Source organism: Streptomyces sp. NPDC107550 (assembly GCF_055639095.1).
On record NZ_JBVKBC010000012.1, the window covers coordinates 149,479 to 169,447 of the forward strand.

At 73.2% G+C, this 19,969-nt stretch carries 17 protein-coding genes and 1 pseudogene; 11 read left to right on the forward strand and 7 right to left on the reverse strand.

Going from position 1 to position 19,969, the window contains the following annotated elements; genetic code table 11:
- Positions 1-37 precede the first annotated feature (37 nt).
- Positions 38-766 (forward strand): GmrSD restriction endonuclease domain-containing protein, encoded by a 729-nt coding sequence (locus ACZ7LY_RS18560; protein ID WP_471625684.1) that lies wholly within the window; start codon positions 38-40, stop codon positions 764-766.
- A complete protein-coding gene (locus ACZ7LY_RS18565) occupies positions 763-1,047 on the forward strand; it encodes a hypothetical protein (RefSeq protein ID WP_471625685.1) in 285 nt (94 codons plus the stop codon). The genes ACZ7LY_RS18560 and ACZ7LY_RS18565 overlap by 4 nt, the downstream gene beginning before the upstream one ends.
- 34 nt (positions 1,048-1,081) lie before the next feature.
- On the opposite strand, the gene ACZ7LY_RS18570 is transcribed toward ACZ7LY_RS18565, so the two are convergent.
- Together ACZ7LY_RS18570 and tatA are read right to left on the reverse strand one after the other, a co-directional pair.
- Positions 1,082-1,657 carry a TerD family protein gene (locus ACZ7LY_RS18570; RefSeq protein WP_471625686.1) on the reverse strand — a complete coding sequence of 192 codons (576 nt, stop codon included), beginning with the start codon at positions 1,655-1,657 and terminating at the stop codon, positions 1,082-1,084.
- Positions 1,658-1,727: 70 nt separating this feature from the next.
- Positions 1,728-1,880, reverse strand: a pseudogene (gene tatA / locus ACZ7LY_RS18575) (Sec-independent protein translocase subunit TatA); the annotation flags it as partial.
- A 116-nt stretch (positions 1,881-1,996) separates the two neighbouring features.
- Between tatA and ACZ7LY_RS18580 the strand changes: the two are divergent.
- Positions 1,997-3,562: an LCP family protein gene (locus ACZ7LY_RS18580; protein WP_471625687.1), complete on the forward strand. Its 1,566-nt coding sequence runs from the start codon at positions 1,997-1,999 to the stop codon at positions 3,560-3,562.
- 125 nt (positions 3,563-3,687) lie between these two features.
- On the opposite strand, the gene ACZ7LY_RS18585 is transcribed toward ACZ7LY_RS18580, so the two are convergent.
- Positions 3,688-4,248 (reverse strand): NAD(P)H-dependent oxidoreductase, encoded by a 561-nt coding sequence (locus ACZ7LY_RS18585; protein ID WP_471625688.1) that lies wholly within the window; start codon positions 4,246-4,248, stop codon positions 3,688-3,690.
- A gap of 124 nt (positions 4,249-4,372) precedes the next feature.
- Here ACZ7LY_RS18585 and ACZ7LY_RS18590 point away from each other — a divergent pair, with 124 nt between their 5' ends.
- Positions 4,373-5,059, forward strand: a complete 687-nt coding sequence (locus ACZ7LY_RS18590; protein WP_471625746.1) for a TetR/AcrR family transcriptional regulator — start codon at positions 4,373-4,375, stop codon at positions 5,057-5,059.
- A 467-nt stretch (positions 5,060-5,526) separates the two neighbouring features.
- On the opposite strand, the gene ACZ7LY_RS18595 is transcribed toward ACZ7LY_RS18590, so the two are convergent.
- Complete coding sequence (locus ACZ7LY_RS18595) at positions 5,527-7,158, reverse strand: triphosphoribosyl-dephospho-CoA synthase (protein WP_471625689.1); 1,632 nt, start codon at positions 7,156-7,158, stop codon at positions 5,527-5,529.
- A gap of 330 nt (positions 7,159-7,488) precedes the next feature.
- On the opposite strand from ACZ7LY_RS18595, the gene ACZ7LY_RS18600 reads away from it, so the two are divergent.
- Positions 7,489-8,931 carry a threonine/serine exporter family protein gene (locus tag ACZ7LY_RS18600; RefSeq protein ID WP_471625690.1) on the forward strand — a complete coding sequence of 481 codons (1,443 nt, stop codon included), beginning with the start codon at positions 7,489-7,491 and terminating at the stop codon, positions 8,929-8,931.
- A gap of 23 nt (positions 8,932-8,954) precedes the next feature.
- Here ACZ7LY_RS18600 and ACZ7LY_RS18605 read toward each other — a convergent pair whose 3' ends face one another.
- The 3 genes from ACZ7LY_RS18605 to ACZ7LY_RS18615 form a co-directional block, all read right to left on the reverse strand.
- On the reverse strand, positions 8,955-9,923 hold the full coding sequence (locus tag ACZ7LY_RS18605; protein WP_471625691.1) for a DMT family transporter: 969 nt from the start codon (positions 9,921-9,923) through the stop codon (positions 8,955-8,957).
- On the reverse strand, positions 9,920-10,513 hold the full coding sequence (locus tag ACZ7LY_RS18610; protein WP_471625692.1) for a TetR/AcrR family transcriptional regulator: 594 nt from the start codon (positions 10,511-10,513) through the stop codon (positions 9,920-9,922). Before ACZ7LY_RS18610 ends, ACZ7LY_RS18605 begins: the two co-directional genes overlap by 4 nt.
- A 112-nt stretch (positions 10,514-10,625) precedes the next feature.
- Positions 10,626-12,593: an ATP-binding protein gene (locus tag ACZ7LY_RS18615; RefSeq protein WP_471625693.1), complete on the reverse strand. Its 1,968-nt coding sequence runs from the start codon at positions 12,591-12,593 to the stop codon at positions 10,626-10,628.
- A gap of 418 nt (positions 12,594-13,011) precedes the next feature.
- Between ACZ7LY_RS18615 and ACZ7LY_RS18620 the strand changes: the two genes are divergently transcribed.
- From ACZ7LY_RS18620 to ACZ7LY_RS18645, 6 genes are all read left to right on the forward strand, one after another.
- Complete coding sequence (locus ACZ7LY_RS18620) at positions 13,012-15,021, forward strand: beta-glucoside-specific PTS transporter subunit IIABC (RefSeq protein WP_471625694.1); 2,010 nt, start codon at positions 13,012-13,014, stop codon at positions 15,019-15,021.
- Complete coding sequence (locus tag ACZ7LY_RS18625; protein WP_471625695.1) at positions 15,008-16,462, forward strand: glycoside hydrolase family 1 protein; 1,455 nt, start codon at positions 15,008-15,010, stop codon at positions 16,460-16,462. Before ACZ7LY_RS18620 ends, ACZ7LY_RS18625 begins: the two co-directional genes overlap by 14 nt.
- A gap of 73 nt (positions 16,463-16,535) precedes the next feature.
- A complete protein-coding gene (locus tag ACZ7LY_RS18630) occupies positions 16,536-17,372 on the forward strand; it encodes a PRD domain-containing protein (RefSeq protein ID WP_471625696.1) in 837 nt (278 codons plus the stop codon).
- 474 nt (positions 17,373-17,846) lie between these two features.
- A complete protein-coding gene (locus ACZ7LY_RS18635; RefSeq protein WP_471625697.1) occupies positions 17,847-18,365 on the forward strand; it encodes a PTS sugar transporter subunit IIA in 519 nt (172 codons plus the stop codon).
- A gap of 104 nt (positions 18,366-18,469) precedes the next feature.
- Positions 18,470-18,781 (forward strand): PTS fructose transporter subunit IIB, encoded by a 312-nt coding sequence (locus ACZ7LY_RS18640; RefSeq protein ID WP_471625698.1) that lies wholly within the window; start codon positions 18,470-18,472, stop codon positions 18,779-18,781.
- Between the two features lie 3 nt (positions 18,782-18,784).
- Positions 18,785-19,951 (forward strand): PTS fructose transporter subunit IIC, encoded by a 1,167-nt coding sequence (locus ACZ7LY_RS18645; protein ID WP_471625699.1) that lies wholly within the window; start codon positions 18,785-18,787, stop codon positions 19,949-19,951.
- Positions 19,952-19,969 lie beyond the last annotated feature (18 nt).

A 19,969-nucleotide genomic window follows, 5' to 3' on the forward strand; every position in this document is an offset into this window, starting at 1 on the left:
GGGGTATCAGCGTCGAGGACAGAGGGAGTATCCGCTCATGGGGCGTCAACTACGGCTGTGGGGGCGGTGCGTGAGCGCCGCCGTCGTGCTCGCGGCGGCCGGCTGCTCGGCCGCCGGTGACCTGGGAGGCGACGGGGCGCCCGGCTCGCGCCCGTCGGCGTCCGCGGGCGCGCCCTCGCGCGGGGCCGCGGGCGGCCCGGCCGACAGCGGGCCGCTGCCCGGCATGCCGACCGCGGCCAAGGCGCGCCAGGAGCTGGCGGGCCTGAAGGTCGCCCCGCACGGTTCGATGGCCGGCTACAGCCGCGACCGCTTCCCGCACTGGGCGGAGCAGGGGGACTCCTGCAACACTCGTGAGCTGGTCCTCAAGCGTGACGGCAAGGGCGTGCGTACGGACTCCGAGTGCCGGGCCGTCTCCGGCAGGTGGGTCAGCGCCTACGACGGGAAGACGTACCGCGTGCCCGGCGGACTCGACATCGACCACACCGTGCCGCTGGCCAACGCCTGGCGTTCCGGGGCCCGTTCCTGGACGCAGGAGCGGCGCAAGGCGTTCGCCAACGACCTGACGCACCCGCAACTGCTGTCCGTCTCCGCCGCCAGCAACCGCTCCAAGGGTGACCAGGGCCCCGACGAGTGGCAGCCGCCCGCCCGGACGTACTGGTGCGCCTACGCCCGGTCCTGGGTCGCTGTGAAGTCCGTGTACGGGCTCACCGTCACCGGCGCCGAGAAAGGCAAGCTCGGCCAGATGCTGGGAACCTGTTCCTCATGACGGAACATGACGACGAACAGCGCGCCGCCACTCTCCAGGACTCCGTGCAGGCGGGCCCCGGCGGCGCGATGACCGACGAGGTCGGCGTGGTCACCGGCGATCTGACCGTGGCCACGACACCGCTGCCCGACGGGCGGGCCCGCGTCGCGGTCCAGTACACGGACGCCGACGAGTGGTACACGCTCACCGGATCGCCCGTCGCGGTGCCCTCCGGCGGGCTCGCGGAGCTGCACGCCGACGCCCTGGAGCGCGTACGCAAGGGCGGCGGAGCCTCGTACTGACAGGCTCCGCCGCCCCCGCGCGGGTCCGGCGCGGTCAGACGTTGACGCCGAAGTCCTGCGCGATGCCGCGCAGGCCCGAGGCGTAGCCCTGGCCGACCGCGCGGAACTTCCACTCGGCGCCGTGCCGGTACAGCTCGCCGAAGACCATCGCCGTCTCGGTGGAGGCGTCCTCGGACAGGTCGTAACGGGCGATCTCCGAGCCGCCCGTCTGGTTCACGACGCGGATGAAGGCGTTGCGCACCTGGCCGAAGCTCTGGCCGCGCGCCTCCGCGTCGTGGATGGAGACCGGGAAGACGATCTTGTCGACCTCGGCGGGGACGGCCGAGAGGTTCACCTTCACGCTCTCGTCGTCGCCCTCGCCCTCACCGGTGAGGTTGTCGCCGGTGTGCTCGACCGAGCCGTCCGGGCTGGTCAGGTTGTTGTAGAAGACGAAGTGCCGGTCGGACAGGACCTTGCCGCTCGCGTCGCACAGCAGCGCAGAGGCGTCGAGGTCGTAGTCCGCGCCGGTCGTCGTCCGTACGTCCCACCCGAGGCCCACCAGGACGGCCGTCAGGCCGGGCGCCTCCTTGCTGAGCGAGACGTTGCCACCTTTGGCCAGGGAAACTCCCACTGTTGCTACCTCCGTGATCGTCGGGTTCTCAGGATTGCGCAAGTCGTAAAATAACGGCAGGGCGTCAGTCGTCTTCCTTCAACGCCTTCGTCTCGGACTTCAGGATGCGCAGCGACTGGCCGAGGGAGCGGGCGGCCTCGGGCAGTTTCTTGGAGCCGAACACCAGGATGATCACCAGTCCCAGGACCAGCAGGTGCCAGGGCTGGAGCGCGTTGCGGAGCATGGGGGTCCTCCTCGGGTGGGGCGCCGGGAGCGCGATGTGCGTACCGCGAAGTCCGCAGTACTTGCTACATTGCGCAACCGTACAACCTTGGTGACGCACAGGATGAGGGCACGTCGATGACGCAGACTCCCGAGGCTCCACCCCGGCGCGGCCGACGCGGGGGCGGGGCCCCGCCCGGCGGGCCCCAGCGGCGCCGGGCTCGCGAGCGGCGCCGAAGGCGCGGCCGGACGCGCCTGCTGCTCGCGTCAGGGCTCGCCTTCCTCGTCCTCGTCACGGCGGGCGTCGGCTGGCTCTATCTGAAGCTCACCGGGAACATCGACACGTTCTCCGCCGACGGCATCGCCACGAACCGCCCCGACGCCGCCGCCTCCAAGGGCGAGAACGTCCTCGTCATCGGCACCGACGCCCGTACCGGCGGCAACGCGGCGCTCGGCGGCGGCGACAAGAGCGACATCGGCCGCTCCGACACCGCCTTCCTGCTGCATGTCTACGCCGATCACGAGCACGCCGTCGGCGTGTCCATACCGCGCGACACACTGGTCACGATCCCGCCCTGCAAACTGCCCGACGGGTCGTGGACCCGGACGCGCCGCAATGTGATGTTCAACGCGGCCTATTCGACGGGGGAGACCGCCGGGGGCAACCCGGCGTGCACGCAGAACACCGTGGAGCAGCTGACCGGCCTGCGCGTCGACCACACCGTCGTCGTCGACTTCAAGGGCTTCTCGGCGCTGACCGAGGTCGTCGGCGGGGTCAAGGTGTGTCTGCCCGGCGACATCTACCAGAAGGACCTCAACCCCAACCGCGCCGACCGGGGCTCCCTGCTGTTCAAGAAGGGCCCGCAGACGGTCTCCGGGCAGAAGGCGCTCGACTACGTCCGCATCCGGCACGGCATCGGCGACGGCTCCGACATCGGGCGGATCAAGCGCCAGCAGGCGTTCGTCTCCAGCCTCGTCAAGAAGATCAAGGACGACGGGTTCACGCCGACGCGGCTGCTGCCGCTGGCGAACGCGGCGACCAAGTCGCTCACCGTCGACCCCGGCCTCGGCTCCGCCGACAAACTGCTGAACTTCGCCATGTCGCTCAAGGACGTCGACCTGCACAACACCAAGTTCGTCACCGTGCCCTGGCGTTACGAGGGCAGCCGCGTCGCCATCGTCCAGCCGGACGCCGACGCGCTGTGGGCCGCGCTCAAGGAGGACCGCACGCTCGACGGCAAGAACGCCGGCGGGAAGAAGGCCGGCGGCAAGAAGGCGCCGAGCGCGTCCCCGACCGCCACCCCGACGAGCCCCGAGGTCTCCGGCGACGGCATCTTCGTCGCCGTCCGCAACGGCACGACCATCGGCGGCCTCGCCTCCACCGCCTCCGGCGCCCTCACCGACCACGGCTTCACCGTCACCGCCACCGGCAACGCCACCACCCAGGACCACACCACCACCACGATCCTGTACGGGCCCGGCCGCGCGCCGGACGCCAAGGACGTGGCCCGGCTGTTCCCGGGGGCGCGGCTGGAGGCCAGCGGCACGGCGGGCGTCACCGTCGTCCTCGGCAGCGACTACGACCCGGCCGCCGCCGAGGCGTCCCCGAGCCCGTCCGCCACGCCGAGCGCGCTCCCCTCCCGCGTCGCCGACGACGCGCGCTCCGCCGACGAGGACATCTGCTCCAACCTGTCCTACGGGTGACGTCGCCCTACGGGTGACGCGCCGGGTGCCGACGTACGTACGTATTCCGGAGCGGGGGGCGTGGGCATACGGGAGCGGCCCGGACCCCAGTGGGATCCGGGCCGCTCGCGGCGGTGCGGGGAAGATCAGGCGGCGACGGAGCCGACCGTCTCGTGCAGGCGCGCGACGACCTCGGTGAGCTGCGCGGCGACCTCGCTGTCGTCGGCCGGGTGCGTCTCGGCGAAACGGGTCATCGAGCCGGGGATCGAGAGCTTGATGTCCTCGACCACCTTGCCGCCGGCGATGCCCACGGCCTTGCGGGTGTCGTCCTGCGCCCACACGCCGCCGTACTGGCCGAACGCGGTGCCGACGACGGCGGCCGGCTTGCCCGCGAAGGCGCCGGCGCCGAACGGGCGGGACAGCCAGTCGATGGCGTTCTTCAGGACGGCCGGGATCGTGCCGTTGTACTCGGGCGAGAAGAAGAGGAAGGCGTCGGCGGCCTGGGCGGCCTCGCGCAGCTTGGTGGCGGCGGCGGGGACGCTGCCCTCCACGTCGATGTCCTCGTTGTAGAAGGGGACGTCGGCGAGCCCGTCGTAGAGGGAGACCTCGACGCCCTCGGGGGCGAGCTTGGCGGCGGCCTCGGCGAGCTGACGGTTGTGCGAACCGGCGCGGAGGCTGCCGACGAGCGCGAGGACACGAACAGACATGGGGGCTCCAGAGTGGTGGGACCAGAACACTGCGAGGGCCTTCGGCGACCGGATCGGCGATCCGGACCGGGGTCCGTTTAAGTTTGTACCACCAGAAGCGGACCGCGGTCCAGTTTTGCCGGTGATGCTTTACGCTGTGTTCATGTCCCGCCGCCTGCCGCCGCTCCCGGAGCCTCAACAGCCCCTCGACATGGGGCAGTTGACCGACGCGGGCGCCGCCTGTGAGGAAGAGGCCGGGCTGCGCGCCGACGCCGCCCGCAACCGGGCCAGGTTGCTGGAGGCCGCCGCCCGGCTCGTCGCCGAGCACGGGGCGGCCTGCGTCACCATGGAGGCGGTGGCCGCCGCGGCGAACGTCGGCAAGGGGACGGTCTTCCGGCGCTTCGGGGACCGGACCGGGCTGCTCATGGCCCTCCTCGACCACTCCGCGACGCGGCTCCAGGCGGACTTCCTCAGTGGGCCGCCGCCGCTGGGGCCGGGGGCGCCGGCGGTCGAGCGGCTGCACGCGTTCGGGATCGAGGTGCTGCGGCGGTTCGACGGGCACCTCGACCTTCAGCTCGCGGCGCAGCCGGCGCCCGACCGGCGTCTCGCGCATCCCGCGCATCGGGTGCACGTCACGCATGTCACGTATCTCTTGCGGCAGATCGTGCCCGAGGCGGACTGCGAGGTGCTCGCGGAGGTTCTGATGGGGGCGCTCGATCCGGCGTTGATCCATCATCTGACGCGGCAGCGGGGGGTCCCGCTCGGGCGCCTCGAGGCGCAGTGGACGGACTTGGTGAACCGCCTGACAGCGGGGGCGCCCCCAACTCCCTAGGGCTCGTAGTTCACCTGCGGGCCGGTGGGGGCTGATCGCGCAGTTCCCCGCGCCCCTGTCGGGGCACTACGCGCGCGTCGTCACCTGCGGGCCGGTGGGGGTTGGTCGCGCAGTTCCCCGCGCCCCTGGGTTGTCGGTTGTCTGCGGGTGGGTGGGGCTTCTCGCGCAGTTCCCCGCGCCCCTGAAGCATGCACTTCGTGCAGCTTCCCCTTTGGGAAGCGGGGCTTCGCCCCAGCTCCCCGGCGGGGGCGGCGACGAAGTCGCCCCTCCAGGGGCGCGGGGAACTGCGCGCTCAGCCACGACGCGAGTCGAGGACGAGGGACCCGCCGGAAGGGGCTGTCACTCAGGGGCGCGGGGAACTGCGCGCCCAGCCACGACGCGAGTCGGAGGCGAAAGACCCGCCTGGAGGGGCTGTCACCCAGGGGCGCGGGGACAGGGGCGCCCGGGGTGGTAGAGCCGCCCGCCCCTCACGGCAGGTCTATGCGGCGGCCCGTCACCCGGTGCGGGGTGACGATCAGCCAGCGGTCCCGGTCCGCCCCGGCCCACGGCACCGTGTCCGCCAGGGAGTTCAACTCCGCCACACTCTCCGGGTCGGAGACCACCCGCGCCACGCCCACCACGAGCACACTCCACCCCGTGCTGGTCGCGTCGTCGATCCGATCGACCTCCACCGCGATCTCCTGCCCGACGGCGGCCGTCAGTACCGACCCGCTCCGCGTCCGGAACGCCATCGAACCCTCAGGCGTCACCGTGTAGTTGACCGGCACCACCACCGGCCCGCCCGGCGCCCGCAGCCCGATCCGCCCCACGCCGTGCGAGGAGAGCCGCGCCCGCGCCTCCGCCTCGGTCAGCGGCACGAGCCGCGGCGCCCGAGCCGCCCGCGCCCGCCCCGGCGGAACATCCGCGAGCGACCCCGCCAACTCGTCCGGCGTCACCCCGAGCGCCCCCGCGAGCCGGTTCAGGAACGCCCGCGTCGGCACGGCCTGATGCTGCTCCACGTACGTCATGTACGCCGGGGACGCCCCGATGCGGCGGGCCAGTTCGGCGCTGCTGAGCCCGAGCCGCTCCCGGTGCACGGCGATGCGCCGGCCCAGGTCGGTGCGCGGCGTCCAGGTCTCCTGGTCCCGCCCCCACTCCGGGTCCCGCCCCCGCTCAGGGTCCCGCCCCCGCTCCGGGTCCCGCGCGGGCCGCGGCACCCCCGTCAACGCCGCCGCGCGCGGCACCGCGTCCTGCGCCAGCGCGTCCAGGAACAGCGTCGCCGCCAGCAGCCCCGCGCTGCCTACCGGCGCGATCTCGTACCGGGCCAGCGTCTCCTCCAGTTCGTCGAACCGGCGCCGCCCCTCCTCGCTCGCCCGCGCCCCGGCCTCCAGGACCGCCGCCGCGTCCCGCCGCACCATCCGCGCCGCCAGCGGACCGCGCCGCGCGGCGACCTCCGTGTCGTCGAGCCGCGCCATGATCGCCAGCAGCGCCTCCAGCCGCGCCGTCCCCTCGTCGAGCCCGCGCTCGCGCGCCTCGCGCAACGCCGGCAGCGCGAAGTCCGTGACGAGCCGCAGCTTCGGCGCGCCCGCCTGCCCGCGCGTCGCCGCGAGCGCCGCCGCGCACACCAGCCGTACGGTGTCGGCGCCGCCCGCGCGGGCCGCGACCAGCGGCACCAGCGCCCGCAGGGCGGCCGCGAGGCCGAGTGGGGATTCTCGGGCCGGTGCCAGCGCGCGCGGCGCCACCTCGGGCGGGTCGGGCGCGCCGTCCCGCCCGGCGAGCGCGGCCCGCGTGAACGCCTCGTGCAGCAGTTCGGTGGAGTCCGCGAGCGCCGCGAACGGGCCGCGGCTCTCCGGACCCCGCCGCCCCGCCGCGTCCCGGCAGTCGGCGAGCCCCGGCTTCGGCGTCAGCAGCACGAGCGCGGCGACGGCCGCGACCGCGCGGTCGGCCAGCGCCCGCGCCATCGTGTCGGCGTCGGCGGGCAGCGGGGGCAGCGGCCGGTCCAGCACATCGACCGTGCGCCCGGTGTCGGACGGGTCCTCGCCCCGGCGGAGCGAGGCGGACAGGGGAGAGGAGTCCGGGACGTCAGGGGCGGACCCGACAGGGGCGATGGCGTGGGTCATGGTGTTCTCCAGGTGGGGACACGTCCCGGCGCGCGAGTCCGGGACCTCAGGAGGGACGTTCGCCCCGGGCCTGCCGGCCCGGGGAGTCGGACACCAACGAGATCCCCCTCCGGGGCCCGCCGGACGCGGGTCCTAGGTCCCGATTCGCGGTACGGAAGTCCCTGCCGCCGCCGTCACCCGTCCGGCCCCCGCACGTGGTGCGGGCCCCCGTAACCCCGCAGGGTCGAGGCAACGTACAAGCACCGCCGCGCGAGAACTCCCGTACAGGAACGCCCGTACGAGAACCCCCGTACGGGCGCGGCGGCAGGTGGGGACGGGAGGCGGGACGCGGTGGCGGCAGAGCCCAGAGGCGCGCGGCGCCTGGCGCGGCTGCGGCGCGCCGCGCCCGGAGGCCGGCACACCGCCCGTAAAGCGGCCCCCGCGCCGCTGCGCTGGGCCGCGTCACGCCTCGGGTCCTCGCTCGCCTGGTTCGACGGCTTCCTGCACGACCCCGCCGTACGCGCCCCCGAGGACGCGCCGAACGCGCAGGAGGTCGGCCGGTTCCTGCGCGACTGCGGTGCCGTGCTGTGCCGGGCGGGGGAGACCACCGAACGCGTCGAGGCCGTGATCGTCAAGCTCGGCGTCCGCTACGGCATGCCCCGCGTCCACGCCTTCGTCCTGCCCACCGGCGTCTTCGTGCGCATCGGCGACGGCCCCGACGCCATCATGGACTTCACGCCGATCACCGCCGACGACCTGCGGCTCGACCAGGTCGGCGAACTCTACGGCTTCCTCCAGGAACTCCTGCACGAGCGCCTGGTCCCGCCCGACGAGGGCATGCGCCGTCTCGCGCGGATCGAGGCCAGGCCGCCCCGCTTCTCGCTCGTCCCGCGTGTCCTCGGCTACGCGCTCCTCACCCTCGGGCTCGGCCTGCTCACCCACCCCACCGAGTCCGCGCTCATCGGGTACGCGGCCCTCGGCGTCGCCGTCGGTGCGCTGCGCGAATTGGTCGCGGGGCCGCTGCGCCTGTTCTCCGTGGCGCTGCCGGTCGCCGCCGCGATCCTCGTGACCGTCCTCGCCTACCGGTTCAGCGGCCCGCTGCTCGGCGAGGACCCGGCGAAGCTGATCATCCCGCCGTTGCTGGCGTTCCTGCCGGGCGCGTCCCTGACGCTCGGCACGATGGAACTCGCCACCGGTTCCGTCGTCTCCGGCGCCAGCAGAGTCGTCTACGGGCTCCACGTCCTCGTGCTGCTCGCCTTCGGCATCACCATCGGCTCGACCCTGACCGCCGAGCACCCGGTGGGCCACGGCACGCACCTGGCCGCGTTCGGTACCTGGGCGCCCTGGGCGGGCGCCCTGCTCCTCGGCGTGGGCTTCGCCCTCAACTCCTCGGCCGCGCCCCGCAGCGTGCCGTGGCTGCTGCTGGTCCTGCTGTGCGTGGAAGGCGTCCAGCAGGCGGGCCGGTCCGTCTCGGGCGCGCTGGTCGGCGCGTTCGTCGGCGGGATCGCCGTGCCGCTGGTCAGCCGGGTCGTCGAGCAGTGGCGGGCGGGGCCGCCCGCGCAGGTCACGTTCCTGCCCGCGTTCTGGATGCTGGTGCCCGGTTCGCTCAGCCTGACCGGCGTCGGCGAACTCATCGCCGACCACGACTCCGGCGGCCTCGTCACCACGGTCAACGCCCTGCTGACCGTCGTCGCCGTCGGCTTCGGCGTCATGATCGGGGCGAGCATGCTGCACCGCCCGCGCGCCCCCCAGCCCCCGCCCGAATCGGCCACGGAGCGCGGGCCCGCCTCCTGATCAGCGCCGCGCCCGCCTCCTGATCAGCGCCGGGCCGACGCCGCATGCGCCACTGCCGGCGCCGTGTCCGGCGGGCGGCGCGCGCGTCCCCGTACGGGCGCGGTGAGCACCGCCAGACAGGCCACCACCAGGGCGATCCCCGCCCAGCCCGCGTCCGGCAGCCGCTCCCCGACGACCAGTACCGCGAGGACGGCGGCGACGGCCGGCTCCAGGAGCGAGAGGGTCGTCGCCGTGCTCGCCGGGACGCGCGCGAGGCCCCAGCCGAACAGCACGTACCCGGCGAACATCGGCACGAGCGCCATGTACGCGCCGACCGCCGCGTTCGACCAGGACGCGAGCAGGGGAGCGCCCGTCACCGCCAGCACCGGCATCAGCAGCAGGGCGCCGAGTCCGAACACGGCGCCCATCGCCGCGCCCGCCCGGACCCCGCCGCCGATCAGCCGGTGCGCCGCCCATGAGTACAGCGCGTACGTGCCCCCGGCGATCAGCCCGAGCCCGATCCCCAGCACCGTCGTGCCCGCGTCCCGCGCGCCGGGCCCCGCGCGCGTCGCCTCGGCCAGACACAGCAGCGCCGTCCCGGTCAGCCCGAGCGCCGCGCCGCACATCCAGCGCCGGGTCAGGCGGCGCCCGTCCACGGCCCGTTCGATCAGCGCGGACACGAGCGGCGCCGACCCGATCGACACCACCGTCCCCGCGGCCACCCCGGCCAGCCGCATCGAGCTGTAGAACGCGAGCGGGTACGCGGCCACCGACACTGCCCCCGGCACCATCACCCGCCACCGCGCCGCCAACGCCCGGCGCTGCCGCACGATCGGGCGCGATGCGACCAGCGCCTGGAGCAGCCCGCCCAGGCCCATGGCGACCGCGCCGACCGCGAGCGGCCCCACGCCGGGCGCGAACGTCGCCGCCGTCCCCGTCGTGCCCCACAGCACCGACGCCAGCAGTACGCACGCGGCGCCCGTGCCCGTGCCCGGGGCGGCGGACCGCGTCACGGCCGGTCCAGCAGGCCGGCCGCCAGCGTCCGCGCGTGCGCGAGCCGCGTGCCCGCGCCCTCCAGACCGGCCCGGACCATGGCGCCCTCCAGCAGGAACGCCAGATGCTCCGCGAGCGGCCCCGCCTCGTCCGCCCGCTCCGCCGGCAGCGCCTCCCGGACGTGGGCGGCGAGCAGCGCCTCGACGTGCTCCTTGTGGCGGCGCACGACAGCGCGGCCCTCGTGCCCGGCCGGCAGCTCGGCGGCGGCGTTCAGCAGTCCGCAGCCCCGGAAGCCCCGCTCGTAGGCGGCGCCTGCGTGGTCCGCGTACGCGTCGAACACCGCGAGCACGCGCCCGCGCGCGTCCCCCGCACCGGCTAGCCGCGCCCGGTACAACGCCAGCCACTCCTCGTGGCGGGCCTCCAGATAGGCGCGTACGAGGTCGGCCTTGGAGGCGAAGTTGTTGTAGAGGCTCATCTTGGCGACGCCCGCCTCGGCGGTGATCGTGTCGATGCCGGTCGCGGTGACCCCGTCCGCGTAGAAGCGCCGCGCGGCCGCCTCGAGCAACCGCTGCCGCGCACCGCCCCGGCCGGTCTTCCTGGCGTCCGCCATGATCACCCTCCACCTGCGTCACTAGGTAGGTCAGTCTACCTAGTGACGCAGCAGGGGAGCGGCGTGCGGGCGGGCGCAGAGCGGGGCCCGGTATGGCGCGGGCGGCCCGGCGTCAGTACCCCCGGAGCGCCAGCGATCCCGTCAGCGGGCCCGGCGTGAGCGGTGTTCCCGTGGACAGGGCCGCCAGCAGGGCTTCCAGGAGCGCCGCCGTCGCGGAGCCCGCGAGATGGGCGGGCAGATCGCGGTGGAGGCGGCGGGCCCGGTTCCAGGCGCGGGCGGCGCGCCCCGACCGATGGTCCGCGAGGGTCAGCGCCAGCCGCGCGTGGACCCCGGCGCGGACGTCGCTGAGGATGCCGGGCTGGGCCAGCGCCCGGCGCGCGGCGGCCCGCGCGGCGGTGGGGGCCGTGTCCGCGCGGGCCAGGGCCAGCAGCGCGAGGCACTGGGCGGGCGTCGGGCCCTGATCGGCGTACGAGGGGATCGTGCGCGCCGCGTCCCGCAGCAGCCGGTCCGCCGCGTCGAGGTCACCGCCGCGCCACGCGATCAGGCCCTGCACGGCCGCGATCCGGCCCGCTGCCGCGATGTCCCCGCTGAGCAGCGCCTGCCCCCATGTCTGCGCCAGCATCCGCGACGCCATCCGGGGCGACTGGCGCGCCGTCAGCCAGCCCGCGAGCCACGGCGCCTGCCACGCGCCCGGCGCGGCGGGCGGGCACAGCAGGCGCAGCAGATGGTGGCGGCTTCCGGCGCCTGCCGTGTCGTGCGCGACCCACCAGAACCACAGGCGCGCCACGATCGAGCCGACCGCGTCCGCGTGCGGATGGCCGCTCGGGGTGCGCTCCAGCAGGGCCGTCACGTTGTCCAGTTCGTGCCCGGCGAGGTCGAGCGCGGCCTCGCAGCAGCCCGCGCTCCACAACTGCTCCGCGACGGTCGCCACGTGCCGGACATGGATGAGGAATCGTTCCGCCGCGACCTCCGACTCCCCGGCGCGCTCCAGCCGCTCGCGCCCGAAGTCGCGGGCCGCCCGCGTCATGAAGTAACGGTTCGGCACGGGCTCGTCCGGCTCCCCGACGGGTTCGAGGACGCCCGCCGCCGTCAGCCGCGTCAGACAGCTCGGCACCGCCTCCGCCGGCACCTGCCGGTCCGAGCACAGGAACACCGCCGCCGACGCGGTGAAACTCCCCGCGAACACGCTCGCCCGCGCCCACACCCGCCGCTCGTCCGGGGTGACCTGCGTGTACACCGTGTCGAGCGTGTGCCGCAGCGAGCGGTGGCGGGCGAGGGGCGTGTGCGGGTGCGTCAGCCAGCACTGGCCGCGCCGCACGCGCGCGTGCAGCTCGTCCAGGTCGAGCGTCGCCATCTGGTGCGCCGCCTGTTCGATGGCCAGCGGCAGCCCGCCCAGCACCTCGCACAGGGCCGTCACCGTGTGCAGCGCCGTCTCGTCCACCACCAGGCCGGGCCGCACCGCGCGCGCGTGCCGCAGGAACAGCCGCACCGCCGGGGCGGGCGGCGTCGTGAGCCCCGCCGTCCCGCGCGTCGCCAGCGGCCGCAGCCGCAGTACGTGCTCGTCGCCCGCCCCGAGCGGCTGACGCGCCGTCACCAGCAGGCGCAGGGACGGGAAGTGGCGTACGAGACGGGAGACCGCGCGCAGGCACGACTCGCGGTACGCGTCCACGTCGTCCAGGAACAGCAGCACCGGGGGCGCGGGGCGACCGGCGTCCGGGCCGGGGCTGCTGTCGGTGCCCGCGATGCCGTCGATCAGGGAGGCGGCGGCCACGGCCTGTTCGGGGCGGCCCGCGGTGAGGGCACGGGCGAGCGCCGAGGCGACGGGACCGGCGTGCGCCCCACTGCCCGCGTGCGGCACGCGCACCCGTACGCACGCGTTCGGCTCCCGCCGGCCGAGTACCTGCTCCGCGAGCGCGCTCTTGCCGACGCCCGCGGGCCCGGTCACCGTCACCAGCCGGTGCCGGGCCAGCAGGGTGTGCAGGGCCGCGGCCTCCTCGTGCCGTCCGACGAGCCCGTCCCCCGTGCCCGTGACGGGCCCCGAGCGCACCGGGGCCCCGTATCCGCCCATGCGGTGTGGCATGGCAACCTTCCGATCCGTCCGGCGTCGCGCGCGAGTCGCGTCGATCGATCCGCTTCGCTCAACGGACCGGACGGCGGGGAGTGCCGTGCGGGGCGAGTCCTTCATGCGCAGCGCGTACGCGTACGAACATCTGTGGTCATACGGAGGGCCATACGGAGACGCCCTCCGCCGCGCCGTCCTCCGGCCCGGAACCTGCCGCGGTGCCACCCCGGGGGCAGCGGGGCCGGGCCCGTCACATTGCCCGAACTTGACCATTTTTGATGATGTCTGGCAAGGTGCGTTTCAGGACATGTGACTGGTAGTGCAGGCAGGATCCGCCGCTGATCGTTTTTCAGCGACGGGTCCTTTTTTGTTGCCTACAGGGCTCGTCGCCCGCTGGGCGTCCGGTCGCGTGCTCCCCGATCTGGGAGGAGAACACATGGACGTGAACGGGAGCGCGAAGGCGATCCTCGAAGCGGTCGGCGGTGCCGCGAACGTCACAGCTCTGCAGCACTGTTCGACCCGGCTGCGCTTCAGCCTCGCCGACCCGGCGAGGGCCGACATCGACCGGCTGCGCGCGGTGCCGGGAGTGCTGGGCGTCGTCACCGGCCCGCAGACCCAGATCATCATCGGCAGCAAGGTGATCGAGGTCCACGCGGCGCTCACGAAGCTGACCGGAGCCGGACACGACGGCCACGACGGTCCGGCCGGGGCGGCCGGCGGCGGCGCGGGGCCCGCTGCGCGCGAGCCCTGGAGCTGGAAACGCGTCGGCAACACCGTCATGGACTTCGTCGTCAGCGTCTTCACCCCGGTGGTGCCCGCCATCGCCGGAGCGGGCGTGCTGAAGTCGCTGCTCGTGCTGTGCGGTGTGCTCGGCTGGATGGACAAGGAGGGGCAGAACTATCTGCTGCTCACCGCGATCCCCGACGCGGTCTTCGCGTTCCTGCCCCTGCTGGTCGCCTACACCACGGCCAAGAAGCTCGACGTCAACCGGCCGGTCGCCATCGGTGCCGTGGCCGTCCTGATGTTCCCCGGCTTCACCGAGCTGATCGCGCGGGAGGGCGGCGCGTCCCTGTTCGGCCTGCCCGTCACCGACATCAGCTACAACGCGCAGGTCTTCCCCGCCATCCTCAGCGTGCTGTTCCTGTGGGGCATCGAGCGTCTGTTCAACCGCATCACACCCGGCCCGGTCCGCGTGTTCTTCGTGCCGATGATGTGCTTCCTCATCGTCGTGCCCGTGACCATGCTGGCCCTCGGCCCGCTCGGCTACGGCCTCGGCACCCTGCTCACCGCCGCCATGCTCTGGCTGCACGGCACACTCGGCTGGGTCGCCGTCGCCCTGCTCGCGGCCCTGCTGCCCTTCGTGATCTCGGTCGGCATGCACAAGGCGTTCCTGCCGCCGACCCTTCACCAGGTCGGCGCCACTGGCGCGGAGTCGCTGTACCTGCCCGCGTCGCTCGCCCACAACCTCAGCGAGTGCGGGGCCACCCTCGGTGTCGCCCTGCGCACCAAGCGGGCCGGGCTGCGCGCCACGTCGGTCTCGGCCAGCGTCTCCGCCCTCTTCGGCATCACCGAGCCGGCTCTCTACGGCGTCACTCTCCAGAACCGGCGCACCATGCTCGCCGTCGTCGTCGGCTCCCTCAGCGGCGGCGCCTACGTCGGCCTCACCCACGTCTCCGCGCACGCCGTCGTGGGACCCGGGCTCGCCAGCATGTCGATGTTCGCGGACGACAACGCCCCGGCCAACCTCATGCACGCGTGCATCGGCTTCGTCGTAGCCTTCGCGGTCTCCTTCCTGGTCTCCCTGCTGACCTGGAAGGACACGGGTACGGCACAGGCCGGCGCGGACACCGCGAGCCGGGCGGACAGCCAGGCCGCCCCCGCGGGCGACCTCCTCGCCGCCCCCATGAGCGGCACCGCGATCCCGCTGGCGGAGGTCGGCGACCCCGTGTTCAGCAGCGGGACGCTCGGCGAGGGCGTCGCCGTCGTGCCGGCCTCGGGCGCCGTGTACGCCCCCGTCGGCGGGACGGTGACCTCGCTGGCACCTTCGCTGCACGCCATCGGCATCACCACGGACACCGGCGCCGAAGTCCTCGTACACATCGGGGTCGACACCGTACGACTCGCCGGGGAGCACTTCACGGCGCACATCGCCCAGGGCGACCGCGTCGCGGCCGGCCGGCACGTCCTCGACGTGGACCTCGACGCCGTACGCGCCGCCGGGTACGACGTCACGACACCGGTCGTCGTCGTCAACGCCGCCCGCTTCACCGTGGGGGACCTGGCCCGAGGCCCGGTGGAGACGGGCGCCCCCCTCGCCACCGTGCGACAGAAGGACACCGAGGAGCCGACCGCTCCCGGAACCCACCCCGACACCCACCCCGACGCCGACACGGCCGACACGACCGGCTCGGCCGACAGCAAGGAGCTGACCCATGGCACTGCCTGACGGATTCCGCTGGGGCGGCGCGCTCGCCGCCAACCAGGTCGAAGGCGCCTGGCGCGAAGGCGGACGCGGCCCCGCCGTGTCCGACGTGGCGACGTACAAGCCCGACGCCGACCCCACCGAGTACGCGGCCCATCACGTCGTCACCAAGGCGGGCGTCGAGCGCGCCATCGCAGACCCCGACGACACGTACTACCCGAAGCGCCGGGGCATCGACTTCTACCACCGCTACCCCGAGGACCTCGCGCTCTTCGCGGAGATGGGCTTCACCACCCTGCGCGTGTCGATCTCGTGGACCCGCCTCTTCCCCACCGGCGAGGAGAAGGAGCCGAACGAGGAGGGCGTCGCCCACTACGTGGCGATGTTCAAGGAGATGCGCAGGCTCGGCATCGAGCCGCTCGTCACCCTGTCCCACTACGACCCGCCGCTGGCCCTCGCCCTCGCTCACAACGGCTGGCTGGAGCGCCGCACGATCGAACTGTTCGAGAGGTTCGCCGCGGTCTGCTTCGAGCGGTTCGGGGCGTACGTGAAGTCGTGGATCACCTTCAACGAGATCGACGGCATCCTGCGCCACCCCTTCACCTCGGGCGCGATCATCCCGGACACCCTCCCCGAGGACGAACTGGAACAGGCCTGCTACACCGCGCTGCACCACCAGTTCGTGGCCGGCGCGTCCGTCACCAGGATGCTGCGCGAGATGGTCCCCGACGCCCGCATGGGCTGCATGCTGACGATGCTGACGACCTACCCGCGCACCTGCCACCCGGACGATGTGGCCGCCACGCAGCTCAAAGAGCGCATGCTGTACCTGTGCACGGACGTCCAGGCGGCGGGCGCCTACCCGCAGCTCGCGCTGCGCGCCCTGGAGCGGCGCGGTGTCACCATCCCCTTCGAGGACGGCGACCGCGAGCTGCTGGCCGCGCACACCGCCGACTTCATCACCTTCAGTTACTACATGTCGATGACGGAGTCCGTCAGCCCGGACGCCGAACGCACTCCGGGCAACACCGTCCTCGGGGTGAAGAACCCGTACCTGCCGTCGAGCGAGTGGGGCTGGCAGATCGACCCCGTCGGCCTGCGCATCTCCCTCATCTCCTTGTACGACCGCTACGGCAAGCCGCTGTTCATCGTGGAGAACGGTCTCGGCATGCGCGACGAGGTCACCGCCGACGGCCATGTCCACGACTCGTACCGCGTCGACTACTTCCGCGCCCACTTCACGCAGATGATCCAGGCCGTGGACGAGGGCGTGGACCTCATGGGGTACGTGAGCTGGGCGCCCATCGACCTGATCAGCGCCTCCACCTCGCAGATGTCCAAGCGGTACGGCTTCATCCATGTCGATCAGGACGACATGGGCCGCGGCACGCTGCGGCGCGTCCGAAAGGACTCCTTCGCCTGGTACAAGAAGGTCATCGCGTCGAACGGCGCCGACCTGACATGACGGGCCATGCCGTGGCCCCGCGGTCCGCGGGGCCACGGTGGCCGGATCGCGCCGGCAGGACGAGGGTGACGAAGTGACGGCTCTGACCATCAAGAAGGTGCTCAACTCCAGCGTGGTGCTCGTCGAGGACGAGCGTGGCGTCGAACGCGTCCTTCTGGGCAAGGGCATCGGCTACGGCCGCAAGCCCGGCGAGCGCGTGCCCGCCGACGCGCCCGACCGCGTCTTCATCGCCCTCGCCGACGCCGACCACCAGACCCTCGTCGACCTGCTCAGCGCCATTCCGCCGGGCTACCTGGAAGTGACCCGCGAGGCCGTCCGGCACGCCGCCGAGCAGGGCATCACCCTCGATCCGCACATCTACCTCGCCCTCACCGACCACCTCCACTTCGCCGCCGCCCGCGCCCGCCAAGGGCTGCGCGTCGCCAACCGCTTCGCCTGGGAGATGCGCGCGCTCTACCCCCGGCACTGGGCGGTCGGTGTGCACACCGTCGCCCTGCTGCGCGAACGCACCGGCGTGGAACTGCCCGACGACGAGGCCGCCAACATCGTCTTCCACCTCGTCAACGCCGAGGCCGGACCGGCGGCCGTCGACCCGCTCAAGGTGGTCGGGCTGATCAACGCCATCACGCAGATCGTCACGTACACCACGGCCGCCCGGTTCGACGACGACGGACTGCACCGCTCGCGCTTCATCAGCCACCTCCAGTACTTCGCCGAGCGTTTCTTCACCGGGCATCTGCTCACCAGCGACGACGACTTCCTCCACGACCGGCTCGGCGAGCGCTACCCGCGCGCGATGGCCGCCGCCGAGCGCGTCGGCGCCTACATCCAGCAGGAGTACGGGCAGACCCTCCCCAAGGAGGAGATCGCCTACCTCGCTCTGCACGTGGCCCGCTCGGCCCCCGAGTGACCGCGCGCCCACGCCACTGACACCCGGGGCGACCCAGGGCTACCTCTCCCGCCCAGGCGCCCCGCGCCCCCTCCAGCCCAGGCGCCCCCCGCCCGGACGATCCCTCCCACTCAGGCGTCCCCTCGGCGCGAGGCCCCTATGGCGCCCGGCGCCGAGCCTGCCGTCTGCCTGCCCCTCTGCTGCCGCTGCCCTCGGTCCTGCCATGAGGCCCCGGCATGTCCTCGTGTGCTCCGGCGCCCTGCCGCGCCCCGGCACGCCATCGCCCCCGGCACGTCTTCGCCCCGCAGGTCTTCGGCCCCGGCAGGTCTTCGGCCCCGGGCGTGCGGTGACGAAGGGCCCCTCAGGTCGGGACCGTCAGTCGGTTCTTTCGGCCCTTCACCTGACGCCGAGCAAATTCGCAGAATTGCGCATAAAGACGGAAGGAACTCGCGTAAAAACGCAGGTTCTCGCATCCAGTGACAGGGAGTGGCCGAAGTGAGCGAGACTATGGGCTACCGGCGGGCGGAGCCGGACACGGAAGGCGCCGGGGAATTCGACCTCGCGGAGGTCCTCGGGGCGCGGACGGTCCACCTGGATCTGTCGGCCACCACCCGGTTCGAGGCCATCGGGGAACTGACCGACCTCCTCGTCGCGGACGGACGGGTCGGCGACCCCGCCCTCTTCATGGCCGACGTCCAGGCCCGCGAGGCGCAGGGGCCCACGGGCCTGGGGCAGGGCGTGGCGATCCCGCACGGCAAGTCCCGTGCCGTCGTCACCACGTCCCTCGCTGTCGGCCGCTGCCGGACCCCGCTGCCCTGGCCCTCCCTGGACGGCGAGGACGTCCGGGTGATCGTCCTGTTCGCCGTCCGCGAGGACGACGCGGGCACCACCCACCTCCGGATGCTCCAGAGGGTGGCGAGGCTGCTGGCCTCCGAGGAGTTCCTCGTGAGCCTGGGGCGGGCGCGCACGCCCGACGAGGTGGTCGAGCTGTTCGCCGGCCGGCCCCGGACATGACCTGGGCGGCGGCACGGGGGAACACCGGCGCCCGCGGCGGGAGCGGCGGGTGCGACAACGGCGTCGAGTGCGACGCACAGCAGGTACGACAAGGAGACAGGACAATGAAGTTCGTCGCGGTGGCCGCGTGCACCTCCGGGATCGCCCACACCTACATCGCCAAGGAGAAGCTGCTGTCCGCCGCTTCCTCCCTGGGCTGGGAGGCCCACGTCGAGACCCAGGGCACCATCGGCACGGAGGACAAGCTGAGTGCCGCCGACATCGAGAGCGCGGACTTCGTCGTGCTCGCCGTCGACATCAAGGTCAGCGGCCGGGAGCGGTTCGAGGGCAAGCCGGTCGTGGAGGTCGGCACCAGTACGGTGATCCACTCGCCCACCAAGCTGCTCCAGGCCATCGAGCGCAAGCTCGGAGCGTGAACGATGTCGTTCCCCGGGCCCAAACTCCAGTTGAAGAAACACGCCCTGACCGCGATCTCGTATCTGATCCCCCTCGTGGTGGCGTCCGGTCTGCTGATCGCCATCGGCAGCCTCGCCGGCGGCAAGGCCGTCACCGATTACTCCGAACCGTACGGCTGGCAGTCCGCGCTGGTGTCGCTCGGCACCATGGGCATGGCCCTGCTGCCCCCGGTGATCGCCGCCGCCATCGCCTACTCGATCGCGGACCGCCCCGGCATCGCCCCCGGGCTGCTCATGGGCGCCGTCGCCGGCGCGATCGGCGCCGGGTTCCTCGGGGGCATGCTGGGCGGCTTCTGCGTCGGCTGGTTCCTGGTGTGGCTGCGCAAGGTGCTCAGGGTGCCGAGCTGGGCCGAGGGGCTCATGCCGATGATGATCCTGCCGCTGCTGTCCAGCCTGGTGGTCGGTCTGCTGATGTTCTTCGTCATCGGTGTCCCCATCGTCTGGGCCACCGAGCGTCTGACGGAGTTCCTGACCTCGATGCAGGGCTCGATGCGGTTCGTGTTCGGCGCCGTCATCGGCGGCATGGTCGGCTTCGACTTCGGCGGCCCGATCAACAAGACGGCCTGCCTGTTCGCGGACGGCCTCCTCCTGGAGGGCATTTTCGAGCCGGAGGCGGTCAAGGTGCTGGCCGCGATGGTCCCGCCCTTCGGCATCGGCCTGTCGTGGGCGCTCGGCGCGGCCTTCCGGCGGCCGATCTACAGCAAGCAGGAGAAGGACAACATCAAGGTCGCCCTCCCCATGGGCGCCTGCATGATCACCGAGGGCGTGATCCCGGTGGCCGCCGTGGACCTGCTGCGGACCGTGGTGGCGTGCACGGTGGGCAGCGCGATCGGCGGCGGCTTCTCGATGCTGTGGAACGTCGGCAGCCCGGTCCCGTCCGGCGGTCTGTTCATCGTGCCCGCCATGACCCACCCGCTCCTCTTCCTCGCGGCGCTGGCGATCGGGTCCGTGGTGACCGCGCTGATCCTCTTCTGCTGGAAGCCGCGGGTGCGCCAGGGCGCGGGGGGCTCCGGGGCGGACACGGCGAGCGGGGCGGGCGCGGGCGGTCCCGCCGGCGCGGACGGGGACGGCGGCCCCCGGAAGAAGGTGGAGGAGAAGGACATCGACCCCGCCGACATCACCTTCGTCTGACGGCTCCCGCGCCGACGC

Bases quoted from the DNA above. Each gene is read 5' to 3' on its own strand.
- ACZ7LY_RS18580 (WP_471625687.1), top strand. From the start codon at position 1,997: ATGACGCAGACTCCCGAGGCTCCACCCCGGCGCGGCCGACGCGGGGGC.
- ACZ7LY_RS18590 (WP_471625746.1), top strand. From the start codon at position 4,373: ATGCTTTACGCTGTGTTCATGTCCCGCCGCCTGCCGCCGCTCCCGGAG.
- ACZ7LY_RS18615 (WP_471625693.1), bottom strand. From the start codon at position 12,593: ATGCCACACCGCATGGGCGGATACGGGGCCCCGGTGCGCTCGGGGCCC.
- ACZ7LY_RS18595 (WP_471625689.1), bottom strand. From the start codon at position 7,158: ATGACCCACGCCATCGCCCCTGTCGGGTCCGCCCCTGACGTCCCGGAC.
- ACZ7LY_RS18585 (WP_471625688.1), bottom strand. From the start codon at position 4,248: ATGTCTGTTCGTGTCCTCGCGCTCGTCGGCAGCCTCCGCGCCGGTTCG.
- ACZ7LY_RS18625 (WP_471625695.1), top strand. From the start codon at position 15,008: ATGGCACTGCCTGACGGATTCCGCTGGGGCGGCGCGCTCGCCGCCAAC.
- ACZ7LY_RS18610 (WP_471625692.1), bottom strand. From the start codon at position 10,513: ATGGCGGACGCCAGGAAGACCGGCCGGGGCGGTGCGCGGCAGCGGTTG.
- ACZ7LY_RS18565 (WP_471625685.1), top strand. From the start codon at position 763: ATGACGGAACATGACGACGAACAGCGCGCCGCCACTCTCCAGGACTCC.
- ACZ7LY_RS18640 (WP_471625698.1), top strand. From the start codon at position 18,470: ATGAAGTTCGTCGCGGTGGCCGCGTGCACCTCCGGGATCGCCCACACC.
- ACZ7LY_RS18645 (WP_471625699.1), top strand. From the start codon at position 18,785: ATGTCGTTCCCCGGGCCCAAACTCCAGTTGAAGAAACACGCCCTGACC.
- ACZ7LY_RS18620 (WP_471625694.1), top strand. From the start codon at position 13,012: ATGGACGTGAACGGGAGCGCGAAGGCGATCCTCGAAGCGGTCGGCGGT.
- ACZ7LY_RS18560 (WP_471625684.1), top strand. From the start codon at position 38: ATGGGGCGTCAACTACGGCTGTGGGGGCGGTGCGTGAGCGCCGCCGTC.